This is a genomic window from Spirosoma luteolum (genome assembly GCF_054778875.1).
In genome coordinates, this window is record NZ_BAAGZE010000019.1 from 21,902 (window position 1) to 45,710 (window position 23,809).

Sequence of the window (23,809 nt, forward strand, 5' to 3'; positions counted from 1 at the left end):
CCCCCTGGGGCACTCGGTCCGGAGCCCGTCTTTTGTTCGGTAGTGTACCCGCTACCCGACGAACGGCGGGCTTCGCTGCGTTTGGCCAACTGGCTCTGCTGCACCGAAAAGTAAGTGGGGCCGAAACTATCGACACCGGGCGAGGTTAGGTACAGTGTCGTCATTTCTTTGTCCACCCTTATGAGTACGCGCATCCGACTGGCACTCGACTGGACGCCAAATACCAATCATACGGGCTTCTACGTAGCGCAGGCCACGGGCCGTTATGAACGGGCTGGCCTGGCCGTTGAGTTTATAACGCCCGAGACCGATGATTACAAATTAACGCCCGCCCGCCGGGTAGCGCGTGGCCTGGCCGATCTGGCTATTACCCCGTCGGAGAGTGTTATCAGCTTTCAGACCAACGGTACCCCACTGGTAGCCGTGGCGGCTGTGCTGGCGCGCGATGCCAGCGCGATCGTGACCCTCCGCCAGCGTGGACTCGACCGGCCCCAGCGGCTCGATGGTAAGGTGTATGCCTCCTACGAAGCCCGCTATGAGGACGAGATTGTGCGGCAGATGATCGTAAACGATGGTGGCCGGGGCCAGTTTATCTCCCGCAAGCCGGCCCGGCTCGATATCTGGCACGCGTTGCTGACGGGTGAAGTCGATGCCGCCTGGATTTTCCTGCCGTGGGAAGGCGTGGAGGCCGAGCAGCGCGACATTCCGCTCAACCGGTTTCTGCTCGATGAGTACGAAATACCGTATGGCTACAGCCCCGTACTGACCGCCCACCACGACTGGGCGGGGGCCAACGCCGATGCGTTGCGCCGGTTTCTGGCGGCCACAGGCGAGGGGTTTGTGCAGGCCGTGCGCGATCCCGAGGGCGCTGCGCACCTGCTGGCCCAGACGGCCCGGCACCCGACCCTGATGGATATGGATTTTCTGGAACGCAGCCAGCAGCTGGCCGCCGGCTATTATCTCCCTGTCGATGGGCAGTGGGGCGTCATGCGCCGGGAAGTCTGGAATGCGTTTGTCGGCTGGCTCATTCGCAACCGCCTGCTCAACCAGCCCGACGGCGAGTTAATTCAGCAGTACGACGTTTCGCGCCTGTTTACAAACGATTATCTGCGTTCATAGTCAGTGACTGCCGGATTATGAGCCTGCTTAAATTGGCTCTTACCCCCCGATAGTCGACATCGATTCGGTGACAGTGCTGCGTTTACTTTCGGCTTCGAAGCCGTTGGCGGGGCGGTGGGCAAAGGCGCTCAGGAAGGCGGCTTTCAGCTCGGTATCCGACGCGCCGGCGCGCAGCAGCGCCCGCACATCGAGCACCCCGTCGTCGTAGAGGCAGGTTTTGAGGGTTCCCTGCGCCGTTAGCCGAATGCGGTTGCAGGTGCCGCAGAAGGTGCGGCTAAACGCGGCAATAACGCCCAGCTTACCCTGATGCCCCGGTACCTGATAACTGCTTGCCGTGGCAAAGGGCGGGTCTGGCATCTTTTCGAGAGTGGGGTAGGCCGACCGGATTTCGTCGAGAATGCGCCGGTGGGTCCAGTGCAGCACCGGGTAGTGGCTGCCCTCGCCGTTGAATGGCATCTCTTCGATAAACCGCACGTCGATGGGCTGATCGCGGGTCAGCGCCACGAGCGGCACGATATCCTGGGTGTTTTGCCCATCCATCACCACCGCGTTGATTTTGGTTTCGATACCGGCTGCCAGCAACGCGTCGAGGGTGCGCATCACGGCGGGCAGTTCGTCGCGCCGGGTAATTTGCTTGAAACGGTCGCGGTCGAGCGTGTCGAGGCTGAGGTTAACGGCCTTTACACCCAGTGCCGCCAGATCGGCCACGTGGGGTGCTGTGAGTACGCCATTGGTGGTGATCGACAGATCGTTGATGCCGTCGATGGCGGCCAGCCGGTGCAGAAAGGTCATCAGCTCCGACCGCACGAAGGGCTCGCCCCCCGTAATCCGGACTTTCGACACGCCCAGTTCGGCCAGCACGCGCACCAGCCGTTCCATCTCCTCGTAGGTGAGCAGGTGTTGCTTGGGCAGGTAACGAATACCGTCTTCGGGCATGCAGTAGAAGCACCGCAGGTTGCAGCGATCCGTTACGGCGAGCCGAAGGTATGTGATGGGGCGGTTGTGATTGTCGAAAATCATAGCGTATCTGCCTAACACCAAATAACGGCATTTGATTGCAGAAACTTGGCAGCCGGGCCCTCGATCAGATCAACCGGGCAGCCCTTTTCCCCTACCCCGGGTTTGGCTACGTACAAGTACTGAGCAAAAAACTGACTTTATTTTTACCGGATACTTGCTCAATCTATCTGATTTTATCATTATTTTTGGGATAAATTTACTCGTACCGGTGAAGAGAATCGTTCCGATCTGTCTGTCTGCGCTGCTGCTCTACCACACGCTGGCCTACGTGCTGGTGTGTATTGGTGCGTGGTGGCAGGCCGAGCACGATCTGTCGCAACGGTTGTCGATGTACCGGTCGGTCGATAGTCTGGTCGAGTTTCAGATTCCCCTGGCCGACAAAGCCAATGTAAGCGTACTGACGCAGTCGGGGTCTGACGGCTTTACCTACCACGGCCACTATTACAGCGTGGTCAGCCTTGAAATTCAGGGCGACGTGCTGCAGATTGCCGCCCTGGAGTCGGAGAGTCGCTCGTTCTGGCAGAGTGACCTGCTGTCGTTTCTGAACGATCGCATTACCGGCTCGGGCAACACCAGCCAGAAAGCCAATCAGTTTCTCAAGTTTCTCCTCAAGGAATACTCGCCCAACCGGCAGGCAGTATTCCAGTTTCTGACGGCACTGCGGCCCGAGGCCATCCGGATACCCGATGCGGTATTTGTGTTTGTTGCCCGCGCACTGCCCGTGTTTTCGCCCCCGCCCGAGTGCTAAGGACCCCCTTTCTGTAGTGTGTATGCGCGTGGTTCGTTGCCGAGAGGCAGCCGTACCCTCATTTGGGTATGCTATCTGATCGATGGCACCGGTCGACGACGGCTATGACCGGATCGACCCCATCGGGCCGACGCCTGCACCTACCTTTTTCTGTACGCTGCTGCTGAGCGGATCATAGATGGTCCGGCTCGCGTCGATGCTGACGACCGTGCCATGGCGCCGGGTCGCCGGGTCGCCGGACCGCCGGACCGCCGGACCGCCGGACCGCCGGGTCTGTGTCAGCGCGTATCTTCTGGTTCCTGGTCATTCTCTTTTTCGAAAACACACACATGAAATCACTCGCTACGATTGCGCTGGCGATCAGCGCTGTTATATCCGTTTCGCAAGCCGTTCAGGCGCAGGGCTGCGTGGCCGTGCGGCACATGAGCTGCGCGGCTCCCGGCTCGGTCAACTCGGCCGATTACTTTAAACAGCGGGCCGGCAAATGGCAGCTGTCGGCGGGCTACCGCTTCTTTCGGTCCTATAAGCACTTTGTAGGCGATGTTGAACAGAAACAGCGGGTAGAGCAGGGCACACAGGTCATCAACGTGTCGCATGCCCTCGACCTGGGCGTGACCTACCTGGTCAATCCCCGGCTATCGTTTTCGGCCAACCTGCCGGTGCAGTACAATGATCGCTCGTCGCTCTACGAACACTACGGTAACGCCGTAGCCGCCAACCCCGACCAGAAACGCTTTCACACCAAATCGCAGGGCATCGGCGATCTGCGGCTGTCGGGCAGCTACTGGGTCATCAACCCGGCCAAACTGCCCAAAGCCAATCTGGCTATCGGCGCGGGCGTGAAACTGCCCACGGGCGATTACCGCGCTACCGACAATTTCCACCGCCTGGGCAAAGACGGTCAGGACTATACGATTGTCAAGCCGGTCGATCAGTCGATTCAGCTGGGCGATGGCGGGGTTGGCGTCAGTCTGGAGCTGCAGGGCTATGCGTCCATCACGAAATCGCTGGCCGTGTATGCTAACGGCTTCTACCTGTTCAACCCGCGCGAAACCAATGGCGTGGTACGGAGTCCTGAAGCCACCACGATCGACCTGGTAACCGGCACGTTCTCGGTGGCCGATCAGTTTGCGGCCCGTTTGGGGCTGAGTCAGTCGATCGGCGCGGTGCCGGGGCTGGCTGTTATGCTGGGCGGTCGGGTCGAAGGCGTTCCCGCCATCGACGCCATTGGCGGCAGCAGCGGTTTCCGCCGGCCGGGCTACATCGTATCGGTCGAGCCGGGACTGGCGTATATGCGCCACAAGACATCGATTGCTGCCACGGCGCCCATCGCCGTCTACCGGAACCGGATCCGCAGCTATGCCGACCGGCTCGATCCGCTGGGGCTGAAACATGGCGACGCGGCTTTTGCCGACTACCTGATCTCGGTCAACGTATCCCGCTGGTTCTAAATCAATCGGTGCCGGGACATCGTGAATCGATGTCCCGGTCCCCATCCCATTTTTAGTAGGAACACTCCATGAAACGAATACTCCTGACCGGCCTGCTGACGGCGCTGCTGCTGCCCCGCCTGAGCCGGGCACAAATGCCCCACGATGCCATTTACATGCCTAAAAAATCGGTTTGTATCGCCGGTATCTACGGGCACAGCAGCTGGAATCAATACTGGGAAAATACCCTGAAGCGCGAAAATCTGAATATCGGTACCCACACCACGCAAAGCGTCATGCTGATGCCGGCCATCGGGATCAGCAACCGGGTCAATGTGATTCTGAGCCTGCCCTATGTCTGGACCAGCACCAGCGCGGGCAACCTGATGGGTCAGAAAGGCGTTCAGGACCTGTCGGCCTGGCTCAAGGTGAAAGCCGTAGAGGTAGGTGGCTTCTCGCTCAACGCCATCGTTGGCGGCTCGATTCCGCTGGGCAACTACGTGCCCGATTTCCTGCCGATGTCGATCGGGTTGCAGTGCCGCACCGCCACGGGGCGGCTGCTGGCCAATTACACGCACCCCCGAACGGGCCTGTACGTAACGGCCCACGGCTCATACGGCTGGCGCAGCACCATCCGGATCGACCGCGATGGCTATCAGGCCAACGATCGCGTCTACAACACCAACCGGGTCCGCGTACCCAATGTCTACGATGCTGCCGTTCGGCTGGGGGTGTTGCAGCGGGCCTGGCAGACCGAAGTGTTTGCCGAACGAACGGCCTGCCTGAGTGGCGACAACATCCGGCGTAACGACATGCCGTTTCCGACCAACAACATGCAGGCGACGGTGGTAGGCTGGTACGGGAAAGTACAGCCGCGCAACGTTGGTGTAAACGCCCGGGTAGGGTATGTCGTCGATGGTCTCAACGTAGGGCAGAGCACCGCCTGGTCGGTAGGGGTACTGTATCAACTTAATGGTAAGTAAACAACAATGAACCGTATCTATTCTTCGCTTTTGCTGGCCGCGCTGACCCTGACGGGGGCCGTACTTGGCCTGCAGTCCTGTAACAAAACCATCGACGAGCCGCAGCGCGTGGCCTACACGCCAGCCAACCTCGATGAAAAAGCCGGCAGCTGGAAACAGTATATCTTGACGGCGCCTACTGATGTCACGCTGGCAGCTCCGGCGGCTACTACCTCGGCCGCCTACCAGACCGAACTCGAAGCCCTGAAGGCTAAATCGACTGCGCTGAGCACCGAACAGCAGGAAGCGGTTGTTTACTGGGGGGCTGGTGCCGTGTACCGCTGGAACGAGATTGCCCGCGAACTGGCCGCCCGCTACAACGTGCCGCCGGCCTCTACGCCCGAAGGCAAATACCCGGTGCCCGACGCGGCCAATCCGCTGGCCGATCCGCGGTTTCCGTTTGCCAATCCGCCCTACACGGCCCGCGCCCTGGCGTACCTGAGCGTGGCTCAGTACGATGCACTGGTGTCGGCCTGGCGGTACAAGTACCAGTACAAGCGACTGGCGCCCTCAAAAGTAGATGCCACGGTGCGGGTGGCCCTGCCCGTAACGACCCTGCCCAGCTACCCCTCCGAAGATGCGGTGGTGGCAGCCGCTTCGTATACGGTACTGAAAGCCATGTTTCCGGGCGAAGTGCCGTATCTGGATGCCAAACTGGCCGAACATCAGAACAGCCGGCTTTGGGCGGGTATGAACGTAGCAAGCGACCTGACGGCCGGTGTCGATCTGGGTACGCAGGTGGCGGCCAAGGTAATGTCCCGCGCCCGGACCGACGGTATGAGTGCCTCGAACAACCAGGCGCTGACGGCCGGCATGATCGAAGCGGCCCAGAGCCGCGGACTGGCTACCATTTGGGTAAGTCAGGAGAGCCCCATTCGGCCCCCCATGCTCCCCAACTACGGGGCGGTGGCGCTCTGGAACTTCGACCGGGCTACGGTCGAGAAAATTCGGCCCGCAGCCCCGCCGGCGGTTGGCAGCGCCGAGTTCAACAAAGCGCTCGATGAACTGCGCGCCATTCAGAAAAACCAGACCCGCGAGCAGGCCCGTATTGCCAACTACTGGGCCGATGGAGCCGGCAGCTACACGCCCCCCGGTCACTGGCACCGCCGGGCGGCCAATGCCGCGCAGGAAGCCCGCTACAGCGAAGTACGCATGGCCCGCACCCTGGCGCTGGTGGGTACCGCGCTGATGGATGCCGGCGTCTGCTGCTGGGAAACCAAGTTTTACTATTACTACCCCCGCCCCCAGCAGTTTGGCCTGAAAACATCGGTGGGGCTGCCCAACTTCCCGTCCTACACATCGGGCCACTCCACGTTCTCCGGAGCTGCGGCCGTTGTGCTGGGCAGCATCTTCCCCGACCGGGCCGACGAGTTTATGGCGCAGGCGCAGGAAGCGTCGGTGTCGCGGATGTATGGTCTGATCCACTACCGCTTCGACTGCGAAGCCGGGCTCACCTGCGGGAAAACCATTGGTTCCTACGCCGTTAATCGCGGCAAGGCCGATGGCTCCGGCCTGTAAGGCGCCGGCCTGACCGAATCGGTCTGGCCGGTATAGAACGCGTCGCGCTACGGCTGGTCGGGCACCAGTTTCGGCGCGACGTTTTTTTTGCTGCGGTGTGGGCAACCGGGCAGACGGGGGCTGGTGAGTCGTACCAAACGCTCAGAAACGGTCAAATTGCCGGTGGGTATGTACGCGATCGGCTACCTTTACGTTCCTACAGTGTGCCTATGCAACAACCTATCCGAATAGTAACCCTGCTGTTGAGCCTGTTTCTGTACCAGTCGGTACGGGCGCAGGGGCTGATCGATGGCTTCATGAAGGGCGACCGCAAAGCCAGTTTAGCCGTGTCGTACGCGCAGGAATCGTTCGACACCTACTACCGCGGTACGACGCCTTTCCGCGATCCGAACCTGGGCACCGTGACCACGCAGTCGGTAAACCTGTACGGCACCTATGGCCTTGGCTACGACATGGACCTGATTGTGGCGGCTCCATACGTACGTACCGAAGCGAGTGCCGGCCACTGGCCCAAACAGGAGGGGTTTCAGGACATTTCGGCCGCCCTGCGCTGGGAGGCTTACGACTACAAGCTTGGCAAAGCCCGCCTGTCGTGGCTGTTTTCGGTGGGTTACTCCATTCCGTTGCAGAACTATGTGATCGACGCTCCGGTGGCCATCGGCCATGGCTCGCGTAACCTCGACGGCCGCACCATGCTGCATTTCAAAGCCGGTGCCTTTTTCCTGACCGGGCAGTTTGGCTACATTCGGCGTGGCCCCGTTGCGCTCGATCGTATTGTCAACTACTACGACCCGAGTCAGGCCAACCCCAACAGTGGCATGAAAGCCAACGTCCCCGACGTAACCGAAGCGATTGTGCGGACGGGATTTGCCACCAAACATTTTTACATCGATGGGTGGGTGCAGCAGCAAACGCCCTATAATAGCGGCACCGATATTGGTCCCGGTATTCCGTATCCGACCAATGCCATCGGGTTTCGGCGGGCCGGGGCTACGCTCTACATACCGCTGGTGAAGAAGTTTGGCCTCAACGCTGGCTACAGCACCACCCTGAGCGGCCAGAACATTGGCAACGCCACCCGGTTCAGCGGTGGCTTCGTAATCGGTATCTGATGCCTTCGACGGCGGCAATCGTGAACATACGCATGACAAACTTTTTTAGGATTACCGGCCTGCGGATCGCGCTGTCGGTTTCGCTGCTCTGGCTGGCCGGCTGTAAGGAAAACGTAATCGATGAGGGGATTCTGCCCTTTACCGAACCCGCTACGGTCGATGCCGAGGGGGGCACCTGGCGTACCATTCTGCTGCCTTCGGCCGCTACCATTACCGTACCGGCGCCAACGGCCATTACGTCTGACGCCTATCAGAGCGAACTCTCGTCGGTGAAAAACGGGCTGCTCAGCGTCGATCCGGCCCAGAATACGGCCGTGACGTACTGGGCGCTGGGGGGCGTGCTGCGCTGGAATCAGATTGCCCGGCAGCTGGTGGCCAAATACAATACGGCGCCGATCTACAACGATGTAACGGGACAATACCTGACTACCGATCCCAACGCGCCGGTAGCCAGCCTGCCGTTTGCGACCCGGCTCTACGCGCTGCTCAGCGCTACCCAGTACGACGCGCTGGTGGTGGCCTGGCGGGCCAAATACCAGTATAATCGGCCCTCGCTGAGCCGGCAGAACATTGTGGCGCGGGTGCCGCTGGCCGATGTACCGTCGTACCCGTCGGAAGATGCCGCCATTGCCGAAGCGTCGGCCCAGATCCTGCTGTATTTCTTTCCGAACGAAGCCCCGTTTATTCAGCAGAAAGCCAATGAGCACAAGCAAAGCCGGCTTTGGGCGGGCGCGAGTGTGGCGAGTGATGTGAAAGCGGGCGAAGCGCTGGCGGCCCAGGTGGCCCAGGTGGCGCTGACCCGCGCCCGGTCCGACCGGTTTGCGCTGGCTGCCGACCCGGCCAATACACTGCCGGCCCTGCTGGCCAAAGCGCCTTACGATACCAAATGGACAAGCCTCGATGCGCCGGTACGGGCACCCATTCTGCCGCTGGCGGGCCGGGTGAAAAGCTGGTTCGACTCGACGGCGGTGGCCCGTACGGCTCCGGCAGCCCCCCCGCTGACCACGACACCGGCTTTCCAGACGGCGCTGGCAGAGGTTCGTACCCTCTCGGACGCCCGCACGCGGGAGCAGTGGCGCGCGGCCGACTACTGGAACGATGGGCTGGCAACCTATACGATTGCCGGCCACTGGAACCTGATTGCCGAAGACCTGATTCGGCAGGAGCGACAAAACGAGCTGCGCACAGCCCGCACTTACGCCCTGCTGAACCGGGCCCTGCACGACGCCACAACGGTGTGCTGGCAAATCAAGTACACGTACTTTGTGCCGCGCCCGCCCCAGCTCGACAGCCAGATCAAAACGTCGGTGCTGATCCCGAATACGCCGGCCTACGTCAGTGAGCATGCCACCAATTCGGCCGCAGCGGCCACGGTGCTGACCTACCTGTTCCCCGGCGAAACCACCGCCCTGACCAAGCAGCGCGACGAAGCCGTGCTCTCACCCATGTATGCCGGCACCCAGTACCGATTCAGCATCGACGCCGGCGCGCAGACCGGCACCGCCATCGGCACCCTGGCCACCACCTGGGCCAAAGCCGACGGGGCGAAGTAGGGGGTTTACAGTTTACAGTTTGTGGTTTACAGTTTGTCGTTTGAGGTTCGTGGTGATTTCGGCGCCGGCTGAGCAGGGTGCTTCTGCTGGGCGTTTCCGGGCCGGTAAACGGAGAACTGTAAACTGACAACCACGCAGCTCATGGTCTGAAAACTGTAAACCGAAAACTACAAACCGAAAACTACAAACCTCAAACTACAACGGCTTGGGCTTTTTGGCGAACTGGTAGACGAGGCCGAGGTACGACTGGAGTACACCCACTTTAAAATCCTTGCGGGAGTAGGGCGCAATTTCGAAGGCCGCCCGTAGGTTGGGTACAAACGGGACTTTTACCCGCGTGCCGATATGGAGCGAGTAGCCCTCCAGCACGTCGCGGTTGTCGATGCCGTTGAGGAAATTGGCCCGGATGCCCAGCCCGGTATACACGTTGAACTGCTCGCGCCGGGTCACGTTGACCATGGGGCAGAAGGTGGTGCTCAGCGAGCCAAAGACCGTATTGGTCTGTACGCGGGCATCCAGCCAGAACGCCCGATCGGCGTTGGTACTGACCGAAACAACGGAGTTGAACGGGTAATAGGCCACCGATGCCTGCCCGAAGACAGTAGCGCCGGTCAGCAGCAGCAAAGCAGTAAGAACATGTTTCATAGGCGTAAAACAACGACTTTTCGCCCACAAACAAAGCCCCGCAAACTCGCTTTCGACCCGGCTGCTACACTGTCAGCTCCTTAATCCTGTCCATATACGACCGGCTCACCCGCACCACATCGCCGTTTTGCATAATCACGTCGTAGCTGGCCGGGTACTTCTGAATTTCCCGCACGAAGTGGATATTGATCATGTCGGAACGGTGCACCCGGATAAACTGCTGCGGGTTGAGTTTGCTCTCCAGCGCCCCGATGCCGTAGTTGCTCAGGTGGCTGCCTCTGGTAGTCACGAGCCGGGCGTAGTCGCCGTCGGCTTCGATACGCAGCACCTCGGCTACCGATACCGTGATGAGCCGGTTGCCCGTCTGCACCAGTAATTTTTCCGGGTAGGTGGCCACCGTACCCAGCAGGCTCTCGGCCAGGGGCTGAATCCGCTGCAGGTTGCTCGGGTCGGTGCCGAGCACGCGTTGCACCGCCTGCGCAAACCGCTCGCGGGTGTAGGGCTTGAGCAGGTAATCGATGGCGTGAACCTCGAATGCCTGCAGGGCATACTGATCGTAGGCCGTCGAGAAAATGACCTGCGGAATCTCGTCGATGTGTTTCAGCACGTCGAAGCCGGTCAGGCCGGGCATCTGCACATCCAGAAAAATCAGGTCGGGCCGAAACTCGTTGATGAGCCGCACCGCATCCACGCCGTTGTTGGCTTCGCCAATGATTACCAGCGTGGGGTAGGCCGTCAGGTACTGGCGAATCAGGGTACGGCCAGCGGCTTCGTCGTCGATGAGGAGCACTTTTTTCATACGGAGATGGCAAATTGAATGGTAAGGCCCGGCTGCGTGGGACTGTCGGGGTGGGTGGGGGTGAGGTGTAGCGTGGTCCCGTACATTTTCTCGAGCCGCAGCCGCGTGTTGGCCAGCCCGACGCCCGTCCCCGGCGTATCGCCGGTGAGCGCGTCGGTTGGCAGGGGCATGGCCGGTTGGCGGAGGCCCACCCCCGTATCGGCCACGCTGATGTGCAGCTGCTGGTGCCGCCGATCGATAGACACGCATACGGAACCGCCGTCGATCAGGGGGGAGATGCCGTGCTTGACCGAATTTTCGACCAGGGGTTGCAGCAGCATGGGCGGCATCCGGGCCGACAGCACGTCGTCGGCCACCCGAAAATCGACCCGCAGCCGGTCGCCAAAGCGGGCCTGCTCCAGCGCAATGTATTTTTTAACGAAGCCAATCTCGTCGGCCACCGTAACCCACTCGCTTTTTGAGGCCCGCAGCTGATAGCGGAACAAATCCGACAGTTCGGCCAGCATTTCGCGGGTGTGCTCGAGTTCGGGCGGCACCGAGGCACTGATTGTGTTGAATACGTTGTAAAGAAAGTGCGGGTTGAGCTGCGCTTTCAGGGCCGATAGTTCACTCTTGAGGGTCAGCTCCCGCAGTTCCACTTCGCGCAGCCGCTGCCGCTGGTAGTGCTGGTAATACGCGAACGCGTGGAAAATACCGAACTGAACCAGGTAGAACAGCGTGGTAATATAGGTATCCCAGATCCGGGCCGTGCTGACCAGGTGCCCCAGCGACAGCGTTTCCGATAGCAGATAATACGTAGCCTGCCAGCCGAGCACAAACAGCGGTAACAGCAGCAGGTGCAGACTCAGCCGTTGCCAGAGGGGATGCTGACGCAGGCGGTAGATGACCACGTACCAGACTGGTACGGTGAACAGCAGCTTGACGGCATAGTCGAGCAGGCCCCGGCTCAGGTAGCCCGTAAATACCGCCCCGAAGGAGTTTTTGGTCCATTGTAGCTCACTGATCGAGATGGCCGCTGTGTATGACAGGGCCGACAATCCGTAAAAAAGGAACAGACCGGCCAGCTGCCGTCGGGTAATACCCCAGAAAACGGGTTGGTTCCAGTTCATGCGTGCGCTGATTGAGTGACACAAACATCCGGCTTTACCGATGAACGGGCTGACCTGATCCGACGAACGGACAAATACGTCGGTGAATGAACAGCCCCCGCTATTCGCCGACCCATCCGGCGGTTCGCCGACTGGCGCTGGCCGGCGCCACCCGGTACCGATAGCTTTGACCCATCAATGGACGAAAGCTATGAAAAAGTACCTGCTCTTCCTGTTGTTCGTGCTGACGAACGTGACATTTGGACAAACCATTCGCGGGGTGGTGCGCGACAGCCGCGACCAGCCGATACCCTTCGCGACCGTGGCGCTCCTGACCGCCACCGACTCGGTGCTGGTGCGATCGGTGCGCTGTACCGACGCGGGCGGGTACACACTGTCGGGGATAAAGGCGGGTTCGTATCGGCTGCTGGGTTCGGCGGTGGGGCTGGAGCCGATTCGGTCGGCCGTATTTGCTGTGCCGGTTGGGGGCGAGGTAACCGCACCGGTGCTGGTACTGCCCGAGGCCAGTCGGGCGCTGGGGTCGGTAACGGTGCGGGCGCGTCGGCCGCTGGTCGAGACCCTGCCCGATAAGCTGGTTCTTAACGTGGTCGGTAGCAGCACTTCGGCCGGCAGCACAGCGTTGGAGCTGCTGCAGCGGGCGCCGGGCGTACTCATCGACCCCAACGATAACCTGACCGTGCAGGGCAAAAATGGGGTGCGGGTGTATATCGACGGTAAACCATCGCCCCTGAGCGCGGCCGATCTGGCGGGCTACCTGCGTACCCTGCAGGCATCGGATATCGAGGCTATCGAGATCATCACCCAGCCATCGGCCCGCTACGATGCGGCCGGCAACGCGGGCATCATCAACATCCGGCTAAAGAAAGACAAGCGGTTTGGCAGCAACGGTACGCTGGCGCTGGGCGTAGCGCAGGGACGATATTATCCCAAGCTAAACGGGTCGCTGTCGCTTAACCACCGCACCCGGGCCGTCAACCTGTTTGGCACCTACAGCAACCGTACCGCCCGCGACTGGTCGTCTATCCAGTTTTACCGGGAGCAGAACGGCTTGTTCTACGATCAGCGGGCCGAAACCCGCACCCGCTCCACGGCCCATAACGCCAAAGTCGGTGCCGACTGGTTTGTTTCGCCCACCAGCACACTGGGTGTACTGCTCGATGTAAACGCCCGCCCCTACAGCAGTCTGACCGCCGGCCAGACACCCATCGGTACCCTTGGGCAGGCTGCCACGCAGCGCCTGCTGGCCAACAACGACGCTACCGGCAACCGCCAGAACCAGACCGCCAACCTGAACTACCGCTTTGCCGACACCACCGGCCACGAACTGACCATCGACGTCGACTACGGCCGCTACCGCTCCGACAGCCGCACCAACCAGCTTAACCAGTACGTGGCGGTGCCCGGGCCGGCGCTGCTGCTGGCCCGCGACTACCGCATGGATGCCGGCACCACCATCGACCTGCGCAGTCTGAAACTCGACTACACGCAGCGGCTGGCGGGGGGGACGCTGGGTACGGGCTTTAAACTGTCGTCGGTCCGGACCGATAACCGGTTCGATTTCTACGACCTGGTCGACAGCCAGCCGTTCATAAACGCCGATCGCACCAACCGCTTCGTGTATACCGAACGCATTGTGGCGGGCTATGCCAGTTACAACCGCACCTGGGGGGCCTGGCAGGGGCAGGCCGGGCTGCGCGTCGAGCAAACGCACTCGGATGGGGAACTGCTGAACGCCGATCCGCAGCAGGCCGACGCGCGGGTGGTGCGCCAGTATACCAACCTGTTTCCAAGCGCGGGCCTGACCTATGGACTAAATAAAAACAACAGTCTGTCGCTCACCTACAGTCGCCGGATCGATCGGCCTTCGTACCAGAGCCTGAATCCGTTCGAATCGAAACTCGACGAGCTGACCTACCAGAAGGGCAATGCGTTTTTGCGGCCGCAGTACACGAGTACGGGGCGGGTGGCGCATACCTACAACTACAAACTGACCACCGGCCTGAGCTACAGCTACACCCGCGATTTTTTTACCGACATTACCGATACTACCGAGCAGAACCGCAACTACATCACCACCCGCAACCTGGCCAGCCAGCGTGTGCTGACCCTCGATGTTAGCTACCCCTTTACGGTGCGGAAAGGATGGGATGTATACGTCAACGTCAGTGCCTACCGGTCGACCAACCGGGCCGATTTCGGGGCGGGGCGCACCATCGACCTGACGGCCAACGTGCTGAGCCTGTACCTGCAACAAACGGTTACCCTGCCCAACCGCTGGAGTGCCGAGGTGTCGGGTTTCTACACATCACCTTCGATCTGGGGGGGCACGTTTCAGAACCGGCGGTTCTGGGGCAGTACGGTGGGTGTGCAGCACAAACTTCGTAACGAGCGCGGTACGGTAGCCCTTACCCTGACCGATCCCGTCAACAGCCAGCGGTGGCGGGGTATCAGCCAGTTTGGCGGCCTGTACATGGATGCCAGCGGGGGCTGGGAAAGCCGGCAGCTACGGCTCAACCTGACCTGGAACCTGGGGCGCCAGCAGGTCAAAAAAGCCCGGCAGCGTACGACCGGCGCGGCCGACGAACTGGGGCGCATGAACTAGGCCGATACCGGCACAGGCTGGTTCGGCTGGTAATGCCTGGCCAACAACGGCAGATAGGGCAGAGCCAGGAATTTGATGACGACGCCCCCATACAGTCATGATCATTTTTAGGGGAGTCTAAATTATTATTTTTGTGTTGCTAAAATATCTCAAACAGAATGTGTTATTTCGCCGTTAAGTGACCAGTTGCCGGCGTCCTGCCGGCACCAAGACCGACCCGGCTTTGCTCAACACGCCTACGTTACGACGATCGACTGCTACCGGATTGCTCGTGCTGTGGGGGCTTATCACCCTCAACAGCATGATTTTTCTGCATGCACACCGGTTGAGCAACGGGCGCATCGTGATCCATACGCACCCGTATAAGCTGACGGCGAATCAGGGTCCTATTCCAACCAATCCGCATACGTCGTTCGAGCTGTTCTGGCTCGACATGTGCACCCATGCCCCGTATCTGATCGGCCCCGACGCGGTCACGATTAGTCCGGTCGTGCTGGTCTGTACGCTGCCCGAGGCCGTTTTTTCGTACACCGTACGGGCGGCAGGGCATACCGCTTTCTTCTCCCCCCTGCGCGGCCCGCCCGCCCCGGCAATCGCCTGATGCGGCCCTGCTGGCCGGTTTCTGCCCGGTTATAGCCCACCGATACGGTGGCCTGCCCGTTTGTGCGGTGCCCTGCCAGCCGGTAGTTCGCTGCCGGCTCGTGGCCCCTGTGCCCGACTGCTGCCGGCGCTCACTCCTCCATTTTCTTCGTTTCACACACGACCACCTGCCGGGCTGGTCTGTATCTGGTTGTTTATCATGCGTTTACTCGTACTGTTACTGTTTCTGTTTACCCCGGTTGCGCTCGTACGTGCGCAGGATACTACGGTGTCGGGGGTTGTTACCACCGGCGGACAGCCTTTGCCGGGCGCCACCGTTACACTGGTCAATACCCGCTTCGGCGCGGCCGCCGACTCGGTGGGCGCATTCCGGTTTACCGGCGTACCGGCCGGCACCTACCAGCTCAGCGTGTCGATGCTGGGTTTCGATCGTTACCAGAAAAGCATTCGGGTCGTCGACAACCAGCCGCTGACGCTCACCCTGGCCCTGCGCGAATCGCAGAATAACCTGCGCGAGGTAGTGGTCACGGGCGTGTCGCGCGCGACCGAACTGAGCAAAAGTCCGGTTGCCATTGCGGTGATGACGCGGAAAGACATGCAGCTGAACGTAAACAACAACGTGGTCGATGCGGTGCTGAAGGGCGTGCCGGGGCTGAGTGCTGTTACCACGGGGCCTAACGTATCGAAGCCGTTTATCCGGGGGCTGGGCTACAACCGGGTGCTGACGCTGTACAACGGGATGCGACAGGAGGGGCAGCAGTGGGGCGACGAACACGGTATCGAGGTTGATCAGTATGGTATCGAGCGGGCCGAAGTGGTAAAGGGCCCCGCCAGTTTGATCTACGGGTCCGACGCGGTGGCGGGTGTCATCAATTTTATCCCGTATGTGCCCCGGGGCGACGAGGGGAAGGTAAAGGGCGATGTGGTAAGCGAATACCACACCAACAATGGTATGGTTGGCGGGTCGGTGGGGCTTTCGTACACCCGAAACGGCTGGAAAACAGCGTTTAGGTCGTCGGGGAAAGTGGCCAGAAACTACCAGAATGCGGTCGACGGGCGGGTGTATGGTACGGCCTACCGCGAACTGAACCTGTCGGCCCTGACGGGCGTCGAGAAAAAATGGGGCTCGTCGTTTCTCTACGCCACGCTGTACAACAACCTGCAGGAAATTCCCGACGGCAGCCGCGATTCGCTGACGCGCCGGTTTACGCGGCAGGTATTCGAAAGCGACACCGACGATATCCGGCAGCGGCCCCTTGTGCCCGAGCGCGATCTTAATACGTACCGTATCAATCCGCTGCACCAGCACATCCAGCATTACCGGCTGTTTACCCGCAACCATTTTCTGCTGGGCAAAAGCGACTTATCGGTCCTGGTCGGGTTTCAGCAGAGTGTCCGGCGGGAATACAACCACCCCACCGCTATCCGGCAGCCCGGTTTGTATGTGCGGCTCAACACGATCAATTACGACCTGAAATACAATCTGCCAGGCTGGAACGGGGTAGAGGCCACGGTTGGTGTCAATGGGATGTACCAGACCAACAAAAACCTGAACGGCACCGATTTCCCAATTCCTGACTACCGGCTGCTTGATGTTGGTTCGTTTCTGTTCCTGAAAAAAGCCCTGGGACCGGTCGATGTGAGCGGGGGTGTGCGCTACGACACGCGGGCGGTCGACTGGGCCAATCAGTATGTAGTTCCCAACCCGGCTACTGGCTTCGCCCAGTTGCGCTACCAGCGGGCTACGGTTGGCGAGGAGCCGCAGTTTCCGGCTTACCGGGGCCAGTTCCGGGGTGTTTCGGGTAGCCTGGGGGCCACGTACAACGTGTCGGAGCGACTGCTGGTGAAAGCCAACGTATCGCGGGGGTATCGCGCACCCAACATCACCGAAATTGGGTCCAACGGGCTCGACCCCGGCGCCCGCATCGTTTACCTTGGCAACCGTAATTTCCTGCCCGAATTCAGCCTGCAAACCGATATTGGGTTTGTTGGTTACCTTAACGGGCTGGATATCAGTGTCGAACTGTTCAACAACGTTATCGACAACTACATCTACCAGGCGCGTCTTTACGATGCGGCCGGCCAGCCGGTGGTGATTGTGCCGGGCAACTTCACGTACCAGTACCAGCAGTCGAAGGCGCAGCTCTATGGAGCCGAGTTCAGTCTGAACCTGCACCCGCGGCAACTGACCTGGCTCACGTTCAACAACAGCCTGGCGCTGATTCGGGGCCTGAACCGCAACCAGGCCCTGATCGACCTCGAGGGCGATGCCGCCCGCTACCTGCCGTTTATTCCACCCCTCCATGGCCGGTCGGAACTTCGGGCTGCCTTCGGGCCCGAAAAAGCCCGGGTCACGGGGCTGTACGCCCGCGCGGAGGTCGATTACTACGGCGCGCAGAACCGGTTCTACGGAGTCGATAACACCGAAACCGCCACACCGGGTTATACCCTGGTCAACGCCGGTTTTGGTGCTACGTTCAACAACCGGCAGCAGCAGCCCCGGCTTCAGTTGTTTTTTCAGGTCGATAACCTGTTCAACACGGTGTACCAGTCGAATCTGAACCGGCTCAAATATTTCGAGTACTACACGGCATCACCAACGGGGCGGCTGGGTATCTACAACATGGGCCGCAATGCGAGTGTAAAGGTGATTGTGCCATTCTGAGCCCGGCCGTACTACCGGAGCGTAATCTGGCGCAGTGGTAGTTGCTCCTCCACGCTGGTGGTTTTAAGCCGGAATCGACGTTCCTGCGTCTGCCGGCCGTCGGTGATAACGAAGGTGTAAAGCCCATCGCTCATCTGGCTCAGGTCGAAGCACTGGCGTGAACTGGTCATGCGCTTCGGAATCCAGGTGTTCAGCAGGGATTGCTTCCTGGCGTCGAGCAGCGTGATCTGGACGGGACGGGTGCGGTTATCTTTCTCAACGTGGAGCCAGAGTTTGCCCGGGGCTGCGGCCGGATACATGCCCAGCGCAAAGGTTTTTTCTTCGTAGTAAGCCGTGGTCTGACTGTGCGCAGTCGACAGGGATAACAGACTGAACAACAGGCCGTTGATGGCGGTCAGGAGAGCGGTTCTGGTTGTCATGGTCGAGGGGGCTATCGATCGGTTTGTTCCGAATCTGCGCCAAAGAGCCGTCTGTCCGGCCGACGTTGCAGCCGGTTCGACAGGCGGTCGACGCAGTGGATAAACGGCTTGCGGCTTCCCACTGACGGGCCCTGTACCCCTCAAAACAACAGCGGCTGCCCCGGGGTGGAGCAGCCGCTGATCAGTAACCCGATCCGGGTTTATTTCATGAGCCGGCTCAGCTTGCCCGATGCCTGCATGGTATTCATTTTCTTCATCATCTTACGCATCTCGTCGAACTGCTTCAGCAGGTTGTTCACCTGCGTGATGCTGGTGCCACTCCCGGCCGCAATGCGCTTCTTGCGGCTGCCGTCGATCATGTCGGGGTTGCCGCGTTCTTTGGGGGTCATCGAGCTGATGATGGCTTCGATGGGTTTAAACGAATCGTTGTCGATATCGAGGTCCTTCACCATTTTGCCCATGCCCGGAATCATGCCGAGCAGGTCTTTGACGTTCCCCATTTTCTTGATCTGCTGCAGCTGCGAGAGAAAATCGTCGAAGTCGAACTGGTTCTTCCGCATCTTGGCGTTGATGCGTTTCGCTTCGTCTTCGTCGAACGCCTGCTGCGCCCGCTCGACCAGCGAAATCACGTCGCCCATGCCCAGAATCCGGCTGGCCATCCGGTCGGGGTAGAACACGTCGAGCGCTTCCATTTTCTCCCCCGTGCTGATGAACTTGATGGGTTTGCTGACCACCGTTTTGATCGAGAGGGCGGCACCACCGCGGGCATCGCCGTCGAGCTTGGTCAGCACCACACCGTCGAAGTTCAGCCGCTCGTTAAAGGTTTTGGCCGTATTGACCGCATCCTGCCCCGTCATGGAGTCGACTACGAACAACGTTTCGGCCGGATTGATGGCGCGTTTGACAGCCTCGATTTCCTGCATCATGGCCTCGTCGACAGCCAGACGACCGGCGGTATCGACAATCACGATTTTCTTGCCCGTTTTGCGGGCGTGGCTGATGGCGTTCTGCGCGATGCTGACGGCGTTCTTGTTGTCGGGTTCCGAATAAACCTCTACACCGACCTGCTCGCCCAGCACCTTGAGCTGATCGATAGCGGCCGGCCGGTAGATATCATCGGCAACGAGCAGCACACCACGTCCCTGCTTTTTAAGGTAGGCGGCCAGCTTACCCGAGAAGGTGGTCTTACCCGACCCCTGCAGCCCGGCAATCAGAATCACGGCCGGATCGCCCTTGGTATTGATCTGCTGGGCTTCGCCACCCATCAGTTCGGTCAGCTCTTCCTGAACGATCTTGACAAACAACTGCCCCGGCTCCACCGAAATCAGCACTTTCCGGTCGAGCGCCTTGTCGCGAATCCGGTCGGTGATTTCTTTGGCAACCTTATAGTTGACGTCGGCATCCGTCAGCGCCCGGCGCACCTCCTTGATGGTGGCCGCCACGTTGATTTCGGTAATGCGGCCCTGCCCTTTCAGGGTCTTGATGGCCTTATTGAGCTTATCCTGAAGATTCTCGAACATAGTCTATAACAAACAGTACCACAAATATAGCAGTTTCCGGCGGGCTATTGGCGTTGAGCCGGTTTGGTGCCGCCGGGCAATGAGCCGGCGGGTTTAGAAAGGGGGCAGAATGGGCTGCCGGACGGTTGGCCGGAGCGGGGTTTCAGGCGCCCGACCACCGCCGGAACCGACCTGTGCCGGTTACTTTTGTGTAACTTTTTTCAGGGTCGCGGATTTATGCATAAATGACAGATTATCAGTGCGTAATTGGCAATGGCCGGGGGGGTCGCTACCAGAATAGAAGCGGGCGGTCGCCAACAATTATACGCTAACATGGTTTAGTACAATCAGTTCGTGTGTAATTGTCCAACTAAACTTACTCAAAGTATGCGTTTTGCCCTTCGCTCCAGCCTCTTGAGGGTCGCCACGCTGCTGGCCTTTGCCGCAGCGCCATTCCTGACCAGTTGCTCAAACAGCACGGTCGATCCCAACCCCGTAACGACGCCACCTACCTCCGGCACGACCACGCCGGGATCCGGCACGACTACGCCAGGATCGGGTACGACAACACCAGGATCCGGTACAACAACACCGGGTGCAACCGTATTTCCAACGGTAACCTTCATCAATCAGAAAGATAACCTGAACCTGCTCGAAGCCGCCATTGCCCGCGCCGGCCTGGTCGACGAATTCAACAAATCGGGTATTACGGTTTTTGCGCCATCGGATGATGCCTTCAGAACAGCCGGGTATGCCGATGCCGCAGCCATCAACAGTGCATCGCCGAGCGACCTGCAACGCATTCTCCGCTACCACGTAGTCGGCTCCCGGATCGATCAGAGTGCTATTCCAACGGCGGTCAACACCTCGTATCAGAGCACGCTGGCCGACAACCGAATTGCCGTTTATAAAGCCAGCATGAGTGATATCCGCGTCAACAATGGACAGATCATTCAGGGCGATAACCCAACGGTGGGTAGTGTGGTACATATCATCAACACCGTACTGAAACCAGCCAGCACCAATCTGGTGGCACTGGCGAAAGCGAATACCAACCTGTCGCTTTTCGGAGCCGCTTATGATCGGGCCAACGCGTCGACGCAGGCACTGCTCAACAGCGCTACCGAAAACGGTCTGACGGTCTTTGCCCCAACGAACGATGCCTTCAAAGCGGCCGGTTATGCCGATGCTGCAGCTATCCAGAAAGCCGACCAGGCCGTAATCTCAGATCTGCTGCTCTATCATGTGCTTAAATACCAGGCCTACTCGCAGACCTTCCAGAATGGAGCCGATGTAGTTACGGCCCAGGGAACCAGCCTGCGGACCAACGTCGCCAGCGGCAAGGTAACGCTGCTGGGCAAAGGCAACGGGACCAACGTGGCCAATATCACCCAGGCCGATCAGAGTGCCTCCAACGGGGTACTTCAGGTCATCGACCGGGTACTACTGCCGAAATAATCGGCCTGCGTATCTGAAAAAAACGCCGGACAGAACTGTCCGGCGTTTTTTTTGCGACCGTCCAGTAGGGTGTAACCCGGGTTTTACATAATTGCGGAATACGTATGGCCGGATAACAATATATACGTACTCATTCCGTTATTTGCCGTACAGTATCCTGACATCGGGCCGGAAGGGCTATAATTATTTGGCCAAATAACGGCAATTCATTCATTTATTTGGATGTGTCGGTCTGATAAAAATGGGATTATGGATGTTTATTATTATATTTTTCTATAAATTTGGTACATATTATCTTTTTTACCTACCTGCTTACCGAACACCGTACTGACACCAACGAACTGACTCAGATGAAAACGAAGCCAACAATCTGCCTGAACGCCCTGGTGGCTCCCGCCTTACTGATCGTAACCTTACTGGCTACGCCGGTTCGGGCCGGAATCGATACACAGGTTCCTGCCGCAAAGAATTCCGTCGCTACCTCGCTCGCCTATAAGCCTGCTGGCAGCGATAATAAGTCGGCGCTGCTGGCCCGCAATACGCCCGCCAAATCGGAAGCGACGACGGCGGCACCGGCAGCAGCCGCCAAGACCCATGATAAAAAAGCCATTGGCCGTTGCTGGTCACGGATTATGACGATGGTGCGCGAGATCAATCTGGCACATCGTAATCGCTCGAAATAACAGGCTGCTGTTTTTGCTGTCGGCCAGCCACTACGTTATTAGGCCCGGTACCGCGTTGGTACCGGGCCCGGTTTTTTTTCAGGGTTTCGCTTTTTTCTGCAACTCGGCCCGCTGATCGTCGCGCAGGGTGGGGTAGGTGATGCCCAACTGCTCGAGGTAAGTCTTATACTTAGCCGGGTTGTAATAGAACGGCGAGAGTTTAGGCTTGAACTCAGCCATGATTTTCTGGTTCAGGTACACGGCCGGAAACTCTTTGGGCGAAATAAAGGGCGTGTATTTCTGCTCTTTGGTTTGCTCGTCGTTGTAGTAGGCCCAGGCACTCTTCAGAATCTCGGGCTTCAGCAGCAGATCAATCAGGGTCATCGCTTCGGCTTTAGCCCCCGCTACAATGCCTTTGTGGGCAATAGGCGTGGCCATTGAAATGGCGTTGCTCCAGTGGTGGCCGGGCAGATCGGGAATATTGCTGGGGTAGCGCAGCACGATGGTTGGCAGCGACCAGGATATATCGGCAATATCGTCGGAGCCACCCGTAAGCGGCACCAGGGTCTGGCCGCCCATCATAACCGTCGGGGCCGTGCTGGCGGGCAGGCCAATGCTGTCGAGTTTTATGGCCAGTCCTTCTACCTTGCGCGCCTGCAGTTCTTTCTGCGTGGCTTTGGCCAGTTGCTGGTCTTCGGCCGACCAGCCAGGCAAACCCACTTTCCGGATGTTCTGGTACATGGTTTCGGCAATGGGTTTGTTGAAGTGCCCCGGCCAGGCCGAGCCCAGAATTTCGTAGCTAAACTTAGTGTCGGTCATCAGGGCGGCTCCTTCGGCCATTTTCACGCCTGTCTCGAACAGTTTCTTGATTTTGGGGTAGCTGCGCTCGCGGAAATAGTACCAGACAGCCGCCTTCGATGGCACCACGTTGGGCTGGTCGCCCCCGTCGGCAATGACGTAGTGCGAGCGTTGCGTCAGTTCGAGGTGTTCGCGCCGGAAGTTCCAGCCCACGTTCATCAGCTCCACGGCATCGAGCGCCGAGCGACCCCGCCAGGGGGCTCCGGCCGCGTGGGCCGCCGACCCTTCAAACGTAAACTTCACCGACACCAGGCCGTTGTTGCCCGCATCGCCATACGACGTAACGAGGTTGTCGCCCACGTGGGTGAAAATGCAGGCATCGACATCCTTGAAATAGCCGTCGCGGATGTAGAACGCTTTGGCCCCTACCAATTCTTCGGCAACGCCCGGCCACAGCATCAGCGTACCCGGAATATGGTCGCGTTCCATCAGCCGTTTGACCGACAGGGCCGCCACGATGTTGAGCGCCTGCCCCGAATTGTGGCCTTCGCCATGCCCGGGTGCCCCCTCCACAATGGGGTCGCGGTAGGCCACGCCCGGCTTCTGGCTCGCTTTCGGAATGCAGTCGACATCGGAGCCAATGGCGATCACGGGTTTGCCACTACCCCAGGTGGCAATCCAGGCGGTGGGCATGCCCGAGATGTTTTTCTGGATGGTAAACCCTTCTTTCTCGAGCAGCGTGGTCAGGTACGTAAATGTTTCCTGCTCCTGAAAGCCCAGCTCCGAAAAGCTGAACAGCATGTCGTTGATCTGCTGCGCCTGATCCTTCCGGGCGTCGACGGCCGCTGCGACTTCAGCCTTGAGTTTGTCGATCCGGCCGTCGGGCCTGGCGGCTTTTTTGGCCTGCCCGAACAGGAGCGCCGGCACAGTTGTCAGGGCAATCAGTAGAACGTAATGTATTTTCATCGAAAAGCAAAATTATGTGTATTAGGTTGGGGTATTTGCTTCATGAAGATACGGAAAATTATGCA

19 protein-coding genes are annotated in these 23,809 nt (G+C 59.5%); 12 read left to right on the forward strand and 7 right to left on the reverse strand.

Annotated elements, in window-relative coordinates; all coding sequences use genetic code 11:
* Nucleotides 1-180: 180 nt before the first annotated feature.
* Nucleotides 181-1,119, forward strand: coding sequence for an ABC transporter substrate-binding protein (locus ACYVAC_RS17055; protein ID WP_461098967.1), 939 nt, complete (start codon nucleotides 181-183; stop codon nucleotides 1,117-1,119).
* Nucleotides 1,120-1,158: 39 nt separating this feature from the next.
* Here the strand turns inward: ACYVAC_RS17055 and moaA are convergent, their stop codons facing one another.
* Entirely contained in the window at nucleotides 1,159-2,139 is a 981-nt protein-coding gene (moaA, locus tag ACYVAC_RS17060; RefSeq protein ID WP_461098968.1) for a GTP 3',8-cyclase MoaA, read from the reverse strand.
* Between the two features lie 208 nt (nucleotides 2,140-2,347).
* On the opposite strand from moaA, the gene ACYVAC_RS17065 reads away from it, so the two are divergent.
* From ACYVAC_RS17065 to ACYVAC_RS17090, 6 genes are all read left to right on the forward strand, one after another.
* Nucleotides 2,348-2,887 carry a hypothetical protein gene (locus ACYVAC_RS17065; protein ID WP_461098969.1) on the forward strand — a complete coding sequence of 180 codons (540 nt, stop codon included), beginning with the start codon at nucleotides 2,348-2,350 and terminating at the stop codon, nucleotides 2,885-2,887.
* 329 nt (nucleotides 2,888-3,216) lie between these two features.
* On the forward strand, nucleotides 3,217-4,338 hold the full coding sequence (locus ACYVAC_RS17070; RefSeq protein WP_461098970.1) for a hypothetical protein: 1,122 nt from the start codon (nucleotides 3,217-3,219) through the stop codon (nucleotides 4,336-4,338).
* Between the two features lie 68 nt (nucleotides 4,339-4,406).
* Entirely contained in the window at nucleotides 4,407-5,300 is an 894-nt protein-coding gene (locus tag ACYVAC_RS17075) for a hypothetical protein (protein WP_461098971.1), read from the forward strand.
* A gap of 6 nt (nucleotides 5,301-5,306) precedes the next feature.
* Nucleotides 5,307-6,857, forward strand: a complete 1,551-nt coding sequence (locus ACYVAC_RS17080; protein ID WP_461098972.1) for a vanadium-dependent haloperoxidase — start codon at nucleotides 5,307-5,309, stop codon at nucleotides 6,855-6,857.
* A 209-nt stretch (nucleotides 6,858-7,066) separates the two neighbouring features.
* Nucleotides 7,067-7,969 (forward strand): hypothetical protein, encoded by a 903-nt coding sequence (locus tag ACYVAC_RS17085; RefSeq protein WP_461098974.1) that lies wholly within the window; start codon nucleotides 7,067-7,069, stop codon nucleotides 7,967-7,969.
* 32 nt (nucleotides 7,970-8,001) lie between these two features.
* Nucleotides 8,002-9,522 carry a PA-phosphatase gene (locus ACYVAC_RS17090; RefSeq protein WP_461098975.1) on the forward strand — a complete coding sequence of 507 codons (1,521 nt, stop codon included), beginning with the start codon at nucleotides 8,002-8,004 and terminating at the stop codon, nucleotides 9,520-9,522.
* Between the two features lie 195 nt (nucleotides 9,523-9,717).
* Here the strand turns inward: ACYVAC_RS17090 and ACYVAC_RS17095 are convergent, their stop codons facing one another.
* From ACYVAC_RS17095 to ACYVAC_RS17105, 3 genes are all read right to left on the reverse strand, one after another.
* Nucleotides 9,718-10,167, reverse strand: a complete 450-nt coding sequence (locus tag ACYVAC_RS17095) for a hypothetical protein (RefSeq protein WP_461098976.1) — start codon at nucleotides 10,165-10,167, stop codon at nucleotides 9,718-9,720.
* Nucleotides 10,168-10,231: 64 nt separating this feature from the next.
* Nucleotides 10,232-10,966, reverse strand: a complete 735-nt coding sequence (locus tag ACYVAC_RS17100; protein WP_461098977.1) for a LytR/AlgR family response regulator transcription factor — start codon at nucleotides 10,964-10,966, stop codon at nucleotides 10,232-10,234.
* Nucleotides 10,963-12,075, reverse strand: coding sequence for a sensor histidine kinase (locus tag ACYVAC_RS17105; RefSeq protein WP_461098978.1), 1,113 nt, complete (start codon nucleotides 12,073-12,075; stop codon nucleotides 10,963-10,965). The genes ACYVAC_RS17100 and ACYVAC_RS17105 overlap by 4 nt, the downstream gene beginning before the upstream one ends.
* Nucleotides 12,076-12,265: 190 nt before the next feature.
* Here ACYVAC_RS17105 and ACYVAC_RS17110 point away from each other — a divergent pair, with 190 nt between their 5' ends.
* From ACYVAC_RS17110 to ACYVAC_RS17120, 3 genes are all read left to right on the forward strand, one after another.
* Nucleotides 12,266-14,677, forward strand: a complete 2,412-nt coding sequence (locus ACYVAC_RS17110) for a TonB-dependent receptor domain-containing protein (protein WP_461098979.1) — start codon at nucleotides 12,266-12,268, stop codon at nucleotides 14,675-14,677.
* Nucleotides 14,678-14,978: 301 nt separating this feature from the next.
* Nucleotides 14,979-15,278, forward strand: coding sequence for a hypothetical protein (locus tag ACYVAC_RS17115; RefSeq protein ID WP_461098980.1), 300 nt, complete (start codon nucleotides 14,979-14,981; stop codon nucleotides 15,276-15,278).
* Nucleotides 15,279-15,476: 198 nt separating this feature from the next.
* Nucleotides 15,477-17,942, forward strand: coding sequence for a TonB-dependent receptor (locus ACYVAC_RS17120; protein ID WP_461098981.1), 2,466 nt, complete (start codon nucleotides 15,477-15,479; stop codon nucleotides 17,940-17,942).
* An 11-nt stretch (nucleotides 17,943-17,953) separates the two neighbouring features.
* On the opposite strand, the gene ACYVAC_RS17125 is transcribed toward ACYVAC_RS17120, so the two are convergent.
* Complete coding sequence (locus ACYVAC_RS17125; RefSeq protein WP_461098983.1) at nucleotides 17,954-18,361, reverse strand: hypothetical protein; 408 nt, start codon at nucleotides 18,359-18,361, stop codon at nucleotides 17,954-17,956.
* Between the two features lie 200 nt (nucleotides 18,362-18,561).
* Nucleotides 18,562-19,881 (reverse strand): signal recognition particle protein, encoded by a 1,320-nt coding sequence (gene ffh / locus ACYVAC_RS17130; protein ID WP_461098984.1) that lies wholly within the window; start codon nucleotides 19,879-19,881, stop codon nucleotides 18,562-18,564.
* Nucleotides 19,882-20,247: 366 nt separating this feature from the next.
* On the opposite strand from ffh, the gene ACYVAC_RS17135 reads away from it, so the two are divergent.
* Together ACYVAC_RS17135 and ACYVAC_RS17140 are read left to right on the forward strand one after the other, a co-directional pair.
* The gene (locus ACYVAC_RS17135) at nucleotides 20,248-21,318 is read left to right on the forward strand and encodes a fasciclin domain-containing protein (RefSeq protein ID WP_461098985.1); all 1,071 of its coding nucleotides are present in this window, start codon (nucleotides 20,248-20,250) and stop codon (nucleotides 21,316-21,318) included.
* Nucleotides 21,319-21,668: 350 nt separating this feature from the next.
* On the forward strand, nucleotides 21,669-22,001 hold the full coding sequence (locus tag ACYVAC_RS17140; RefSeq protein ID WP_461098986.1) for a hypothetical protein: 333 nt from the start codon (nucleotides 21,669-21,671) through the stop codon (nucleotides 21,999-22,001).
* A gap of 78 nt (nucleotides 22,002-22,079) precedes the next feature.
* Here the strand turns inward: ACYVAC_RS17140 and ACYVAC_RS17145 are convergent, their stop codons facing one another.
* Nucleotides 22,080-23,744 carry a peptidase dimerization domain-containing protein gene (locus tag ACYVAC_RS17145; RefSeq protein WP_461098987.1) on the reverse strand — a complete coding sequence of 555 codons (1,665 nt, stop codon included), beginning with the start codon at nucleotides 23,742-23,744 and terminating at the stop codon, nucleotides 22,080-22,082.
* Nucleotides 23,745-23,809 lie beyond the last annotated feature (65 nt).